This is a genomic window from Streptomyces sp. NPDC042638 (assembly GCF_040647235.1).
Classification (GTDB): Bacteria; Actinomycetota; Actinomycetes; order Streptomycetales; family Streptomycetaceae; genus Streptomyces; species Streptomyces rameus.
This window is the reverse complement of record NZ_JBEZBT010000013.1, coordinates 88,807-95,429: the sequence shown is the minus strand read 5'-3', so window position 1 is coordinate 95,429 and position 6,623 is coordinate 88,807. Positions and strand designations below refer to the sequence as shown.

Here is a 6,623-nt window from a genome sequence, read left to right as displayed (position 1 = left end):
CGTCGGGTGAGCGGATCGGAGGTGGCGCATGTCCACTGAGCAGGCCCCCGGCCGTATCCGGCGGTCCACCGCACCGGGGGACTGCTGGATCTCTGGCGCCGTCATGGCCGACGCCCCCGGCACGGGCCTGTCGCCCATGGGGTGTCCGTCGCTGCTGCGGGGTGCCCGTGGTCGTCGTCGGGTGAGCGGATCGGAGGTGGCGCATGTCCACTGAGCAGGCCCCCGGCCGTACCCGGCGGTCCACCGCACCGGGGGACCCCCGGATCACCGTCGCCGTCATCACCCGCGACCGCAGTGCCAGCCTGCTGCGCACCCTGGACGCGCTGGCCGCGCTGCCCGAGCGGCCGCCGGTCATCGTGGTCGACAACTCCCGCCACGACACCACCCGCCGGACCGTGTCCGGCCACCCGGCCATCACCCGCCTGCTGCGGCCCGTCGGCAACACCGGGGCCCTCGGCCGCAACCTGGCCGTCCGGTACGCCCGCACCCCCTACGTCGCCTTCAGCGACGACGACTCCTGGTGGGATCCGGGCAGCCTCGCCCGGGCCGCCGACCTCCTCGACCGCCACCCCCGGCTCGGCCTGCTCGCCGCCCGCACCCTGGTCGGCGAGCAGGCCGCGGAGGACCCCCTCAACGCCGTGCTCGCGGCCTCACCCCTGCCGACCGAGCCGGACCTGCCCGGGCGCCCGGTGCTCGGCTTCCTCGGCTGCGCCTGCGTGGTCCGCCGCACGGCGTTCCTCGACGTCGGCGGCTACCACCCCCTGCTCTTCTTCGGCGGCGAGGAGACCCTGCTCGCCTACGACCTGTCCGCCGCGGGCTGGGGCGTCGCCTACGAGCCCACCCTGCGCGCCCGCCACCACCCCGAGGCCCACGGCCGCAGCGGCCGCTCCTTCCTCGTCCGGCGCAACCACGTGCTCACCACCTGCCTGCGCCGCCCCTGGCCGGTCGCCCTGCGCGCCGGCACCGACCTCGCGCTGGCCGCCGCGGCCGGGCACCCCGGCGCGCGCCGCGCCCTCAAGGAGACCGTCGCCCGGTTCCCGGCCGCCGTCGCCCGCCGCCGGACGCTGCCCCCGCGCGTCGAACACGCCGCCCGCCTGCTCGACCGGGACGCCGCCGGACACCCGGGGGGAGACACCGCGCGATGACGACCCGGACCGGCCCCGACGACCGTACGACCGTGGTCGTGATCACCCACAACCGCCGCGAAGAACTGCTGCGCACCCTCGCACTGCTGCGCCGGATGCCCGAACGCCCGCCCGTGATCGTCACGGACAACGCCTCCACCGACGGCACCGCCGACGCGGTCGCCCGGCACTTCCCCGAGATGACCCTGCTGCGCCCCGGCCGCAACCTGGGCGCCATCGGCCGCAACCTGGCCGTCCAGCGGGTGCGCACCCCGTACGTCGCCTTCTGCGACGACGACACCTGGTGGGAGCCCGGGAGCCTCGGCCGGGCCGCCGACCTGCTGGACACCCGGCCCCGGCTGGCGGCCGTCACCGCGCGGATCCTCGTCGAACCGGGCGGCACCGAGGACCCCGTCGTACGGGAGCTGCGCGAGTCACCGCTGCCCGGCCCCGACTGGCTGCCCGGTCCCGCCCTCGGCTCATTCCTCGCCGCCGCCACCGCGCTGCGCACCGACGCCTTCCGGGCCGGCGGCGGCTTCCACCCCGGCCTGTGGCTCGGCGGCGAGGAGGAACTGCTCGCCTGCGACCTGCTGCGCCAGGGCTGGTGGCTCGCCTACGCGGAGGACCTCACCGTCCACCACCACGCCTCCCGGCTGCGCGACAACACGGCCCGCCGGGTCCTCGGGCTGCGCAACACGCTGTGGTTCACCTGGCTGCGCCGCCCGCTGCTGCCGGCGCTGCGCCGCACCGGACATCTCATCCGGACGGTGCCCCGGGACATCGCCTCCGCCCGCGCGTTCGCGCACGCCACCGCCGGCCTGCCCTGGGTACTGCGCGAGCGCGACCCCGTCCCGCGGGACCTGGAGCGCCGGCTCGCCGTGCTGGAGCGGGCCCGCCGGGACTCACCCGCACGGCGGTACGTCGGCTGACCGCCACGGCGGTACGACACCCTGCTCATCCCTTGCCACACCTGACCGAAGTGGGACCGGGGGAGCGGGGGCCTCGCCCGGTCCGGGCCGTCCGCCGTCCCCGTACGCCTCGCCCGCACGTGTGGGACGTCCTGACCACGGCCGGTCCGCCGGGGTCCGGCCGCACGCCTCCCGGACTCCGCCCCGCGCACCCTGACGGCCCGCGGACCGGCCCGCGGACCGGCCCGCGGACCGGCCCGCGTCGGAGCCCGGCCGCCCGCCCCCCCCAGCCGCGCCCCCAGCCACGTCGCCACCCCGGCGCGGTGGACGGCGCGTTTGAAGGCAGGGCACCTACCGTGCATGGTGGTGCCAAGGTCAGGAAGGGGCCGAGCCACTTCTTCGGGACGTCCTGTCTGGGTGATGCGATGAACTCCTCTTCCAGCCGGTCGGCCGCACCGGCTCCCCTCGTCATCGAGTCCTCGGTCGTCGAGGGACTGCCCGCCGAAGGGGCGCTGCTGCTGCGCATGTCCGGCAGCCTCGACGCGCACGGCGCACAGGCCTGGTCGGACGAACTGCGCGGCCACCTGGAACAGGCGGACCGCGCCGGACTGCGCCCCGTGCTCGACATGGCCCACGTGCAGCTCGGCGGCGCCGCCGTGCTGCGCACGCTCAGCGAGACGACCCGGACACGCACCGGACGCCCGGACCTGATCATCGTCCGCGCCCGGCCCGGGGTGCGCGAGGCGGTGCACCTGGCCCGCCTCACCGGCGTCCAGCTGTACGCGACGCTCGACGAGGCGCTGCGCGAGCTGGCCCGGGCGGCCTCCCGGGTGGAGGAGCTGCCGGCCTGGCGCTCACAGATGGCGGATCCGCTGCGGCCCTCGTACGAGGACCTGCACAAGGAGGTCCGCGCGCTGCGCGCCCGGGTGCGCACCGCGCCGGTGATCGGCATGGCGCAGGGCGCGCTCATGGTCCGCTACGGCCTGCCGGACTCCGGCAGCGCCTTCCGGGCGCTGCGCGAGGCGTCGCAGCGGTTCAACGTGCCGCTGCGCGTCCTCGTCTCGGCCGTGGTGGTCGCACGGCCCCCGAGCGGCGACGTGTGGTTCCCGGGCCGCCGGTGCCTGCCGGTGCCGCAGCTGCGCATCCTGGCCCGCGGCGGCCGGGACCCCCGCTACCGGCGGCAGATGATCGACGCCGTGCTGCACGAGGCGCTGGCCATCGGCAAGTCGCCCGCCGGATACGTGCAGTTCGTGGACCCGGCCGTGAACGCCCTGACGCTGGAGACGCACTACGGCTGCGCGGACACCTTCCTCGACCACCTCGTGCGGGGCCGGGGCGACGGTGACGCCGACGCGGCGGCCCGCACCCGGGGCCGTCAGGTCAGCGTCCCCGACGTCGCCACGGATCCACTGCTCTCCGACGAGAGCCGGTGCGCCCTGCTGACCACCGGTGCGCGCGCCCTGCGGAGCGTCCCGGTGCTGTCCTCGACCGGCTCGTGCACCGGCGTGATCAGCCTGCACTGGACCGAGGCCGGCCACCGCCCGACCGCCGCCCAGGCCGAGGCGTTCGCCCTGCTGGCAGCGGACACGGCGGCCTGGCTGAGCTGGTACCACCGCTCGGTGCTGCTGGACGCCCTCGAACACCTTCACCGTGCCCTGAGCCGCCCCGCACGCTGAGCCGCCCACAGGCCCCGTCGCGCACTCCGAACAGCCCCGGGCCGCCCCACCCCGCGCGACGGCCTGCCGTACGGCCCTCGGAGCCGTCCGCGGTGCGGGGCGGCCGGCGGTCGCCGGGCGGGCGATACGCTCGGGGTATGCGGATCTCCGTCTCCTCCGACATGGACGAACCCGTCGCCCGCCTCCTGCTGGCGGAACTGCGGCGCCGGGGGCACGACGTCCGGGAGCACGGCGCGCTGCGGCCCGGCGCCGACGCGCAGTGGGCGGTCTGTTCGGAGGCCGCCGCCCGGGAAGTGGCCGAGGGCGCGGCCGACCAGGCGGTGGTGTGCTGCTGGACCGGCACCGGCGCGTCCATCGCGGCCAACAAGGTGCCGGGCGTGCGCGCGGCGCTGTGCACGGACGCCGTCACGGCGGACGGTGCGCGCCGCTGGAACGACGCCAACGTGCTCGCGCTGAGCCTCAGGCTGGTCTCCGAACCGGTGCTGAGGGAGATTCTCGACGCCTGGTTCGCGGCCGAGCCCAGCGAGGACCCGGAGGACCGGCAGAACGTGGCCCGCGTCGGCCGCCTCGACGCCACCCGGAACGTTTCCTAGGGGCGTACGGCGGCCCGGCGCGGGCCGGGGTGCCTCGGGTGCTGGTCGCCGCGTGTGGCGGGGCCGGCTCAGTGGGCGCCGAGTCCGCCGCCGCCGAAGGAGCCGCTGGAGCCGTTGCTCCAGCGCGGGCGGTCCTTCGACTCCGTGGTGCCCGGCCTGGTGTCCATGTTGGTCAGTTCGTACGGGGTGAGCGGGCGCTCGCCCTTGGCGGTCCGCGGTACCTCCGAGGCCTCCCTGTTGCTCTCCCGGACCTCGTGCACCGGTCCGCCCGGCGGCATCGTCGGCTGCTCCTCGGGGCGGGGGCGCGGAGACTCGCGGTACCTGACGCGGGAGGTCATGTAGAAGCCGCCGGCGAGCAGCGCGAGCACGCCCACGGCCACGATGAACAGAAAGAGGCTCATCAGGCCACTCGCCGCGGCCAGCTGCATCGATGCGGTGTTCATAGGAGAGGAATACCCCGCCCAGAAGGGGACGAACCAGGACACTGTGGGTGAGTGGAAGTGATGTGCGGGACCGGCTGCCCGCTGGGGGCTGGGTGGCCGCGGGGCCTCACGGCGGGGGTTTGTGACCGCCCGCCCCGGCTACCCGCACGGTGTGACACCGCCGACTTCGCAGCAGCAGCTCTACCGGTTCCTGGAGGACCGTTTCACCTGTGCCCAGGCGTGCACGGAGTGCGCCAGGGCCTGCGCCGTGCGGGCGAGCCTCGTCGACCCGGACGGCACCGAGCACCAGGAGCGCGTGCGCCGACTGGGGATCATGTGCGCCGAGGTGTGCGACGCCACCTGCCGGGCGCTGTGTGAGGAGAGCCGACAGGACGAGGAGGGGATGCGGGTCCGCGTCGACTGGTGCCGCTCGGTCTGCCTGGAGTGCGCCCGCACCTTCGACGAGCACCCCGGCGCCGAGTCGGCCGCGGCCACCTGCCGGGACTGCGCCGACGCCTGCGCGGCCTTCCTGGAAATGCTCAAGTGACGCCCGTACCGCCCGCTCCGGGACGGTGAGCCGAACTCGCCCCGGCCCCGGCATTCCCAATTTCTGGAACACGTTCTACGGTGTGCGCCGTCAGGACCGCCCTTGGGGAGCCTGGAGGCGCCGTGCACCTCGACCACACGCCCGAGCAGCAGCGGCTGCGCACCGAACTGCGCGCCTACTTCGCCGAACTGGTGCCGGACAACGCCTACGCCCGGTACGCCGACCCGGCCGAGCAGAAGCGGTTCTACCGCGCCACCATCCGCCGGCTCGGCGCGGACGGGTGGCTCGGCGTCGGCTGGCCCGAGGAGTACGGCGGGCGCGGGGCGACGGCGATGGAGCAGTTCATCTTCTTCGACGAGGCCGCCCAGGCGGGCGTACCCCTGCCGCTGATGGCACTGAACACGGTCGGGCCGACGATCATGCGGTACGGCACCGACGAGCAGAAGGCCTACTTCCTGCCCCGCATCCTCTCCGGCGAGATCGACTTCGCGATCGGCTACAGCGAGCCCGACGCCGGCACCGACCTCGCCTCCCTGCGGACCCGGGCCGTACGCGACGACCGGGGCACCTCCCGCTCCGGCGAAAGCGAGAGCGGGAGCGAGCGCGGGGGAGAGTACGTCGTCAACGGGCAGAAGATCTGGACGACCAACGGCGACACCGCGGACTGGGTGTGGCTGGCCGTGCGCACCGACCCCGAGGCCCCGCCGCACAAGGGCATCACCATGCTGCTGGTGCCGACCTCCGACCCCGGCTACTCCTGCACGCTCATCCGCACCCTCGCCTCCCACGACACCACCGCGAGCCACTACGACAACGTCCGCGTCCCCGTCTCCCGCCGCGTCGGCGAGGAGAACCAGGGCTGGCGGCTGATCACCAACCAGCTCAACCACGAGCGCGTCACCCTCGCCGCCCACGGCACCATGGCCATCCGCGCCCTGCACGACGTACAGCGCTGGGCACGGGAGACCAAGCTCGCCGACGGCCGCCGGGTGGCCGACCTGCCCTGGGTGCGCCGGCTGCTCGCCCGCACGCACGTCCGGCTGGAGGCGCTGAAGCTCCTCAACTGGCAGATGGTCACCGCCGTCCAGGACGGCACCCTCACCCCGCAGGACGCCTCGGCGGTCAAGGTCTACGGCTCCGAGGCCCGCCGGGACGCCTACGCCTGGCTGATGGAGATCGTCGCCGCCGCCGGCCCGCTGAAGGAGGGCTCGGCCGGCGCCGTCCTGCACGGCGAACTGGAGCGCGGCTACCGCTCGGCGGTCATCTTCACCTTCGGCGGTGGCAACAACGAGATCCAGCGGGAGATCATCTCCTGGATCGGCCTGGGGATGCCGCGGGTGCGGCGTTAGCCTG

Annotated in this window: 7 protein-coding genes; 6 read left to right on the top strand and 1 reads right to left on the bottom strand. The window is 75.0% G+C overall.

The genetic code is table 11. The features are described from left to right. The first annotated feature begins 203 nt into the window (after window positions 1-203). From AB0B40_RS13855 to AB0B40_RS13840, 4 genes are all read left to right on the top strand, one after another. The gene (locus AB0B40_RS13855; RefSeq protein WP_362263978.1) at window positions 204-1,145 is read left to right on the top strand and encodes a glycosyltransferase; all 942 of its coding nucleotides are present in this window, start codon (window positions 204-206) and stop codon (window positions 1,143-1,145) included. Next, window positions 1,142-2,053 carry a glycosyltransferase gene (locus AB0B40_RS13850; RefSeq protein ID WP_362263977.1) on the top strand — a complete coding sequence of 304 codons (912 nt, stop codon included), beginning with the start codon at window positions 1,142-1,144 and terminating at the stop codon, window positions 2,051-2,053. The genes AB0B40_RS13855 and AB0B40_RS13850 overlap by 4 nt, the downstream gene beginning before the upstream one ends. Before the next feature lie 404 nt (window positions 2,054-2,457). Next, a complete protein-coding gene (locus AB0B40_RS13845) occupies window positions 2,458-3,708 on the top strand; it encodes an ANTAR domain-containing protein (protein ID WP_362263976.1) in 1,251 nt (416 codons plus the stop codon). Window positions 3,709-3,845: 137 nt separating this feature from the next. After that, on the top strand, window positions 3,846-4,301 hold the full coding sequence (locus AB0B40_RS13840; protein ID WP_345048745.1) for an RpiB/LacA/LacB family sugar-phosphate isomerase: 456 nt from the start codon (window positions 3,846-3,848) through the stop codon (window positions 4,299-4,301). A 68-nt stretch (window positions 4,302-4,369) separates the two neighbouring features. Here the strand turns inward: AB0B40_RS13840 and AB0B40_RS13835 are convergent, their stop codons facing one another. After that, window positions 4,370-4,744, bottom strand: coding sequence for a DUF6479 family protein (locus tag AB0B40_RS13835; RefSeq protein WP_345048743.1), 375 nt, complete (start codon window positions 4,742-4,744; stop codon window positions 4,370-4,372). A gap of 151 nt (window positions 4,745-4,895) precedes the next feature. Here AB0B40_RS13835 and AB0B40_RS13830 point away from each other — a divergent pair, with 151 nt between their 5' ends. Both AB0B40_RS13830 and AB0B40_RS13825 read left to right on the top strand, forming a co-directional pair. Continuing rightward, the gene (locus tag AB0B40_RS13830; protein WP_345048742.1) at window positions 4,896-5,270 is read left to right on the top strand and encodes a ferredoxin; all 375 of its coding nucleotides are present in this window, start codon (window positions 4,896-4,898) and stop codon (window positions 5,268-5,270) included. Window positions 5,271-5,392: 122 nt separating this feature from the next. Beyond that, entirely contained in the window at window positions 5,393-6,619 is a 1,227-nt protein-coding gene (locus tag AB0B40_RS13825) for an acyl-CoA dehydrogenase family protein (RefSeq protein ID WP_362263975.1), read from the top strand. The last annotated feature ends 4 nt before the right edge of the window (window positions 6,620-6,623 follow it).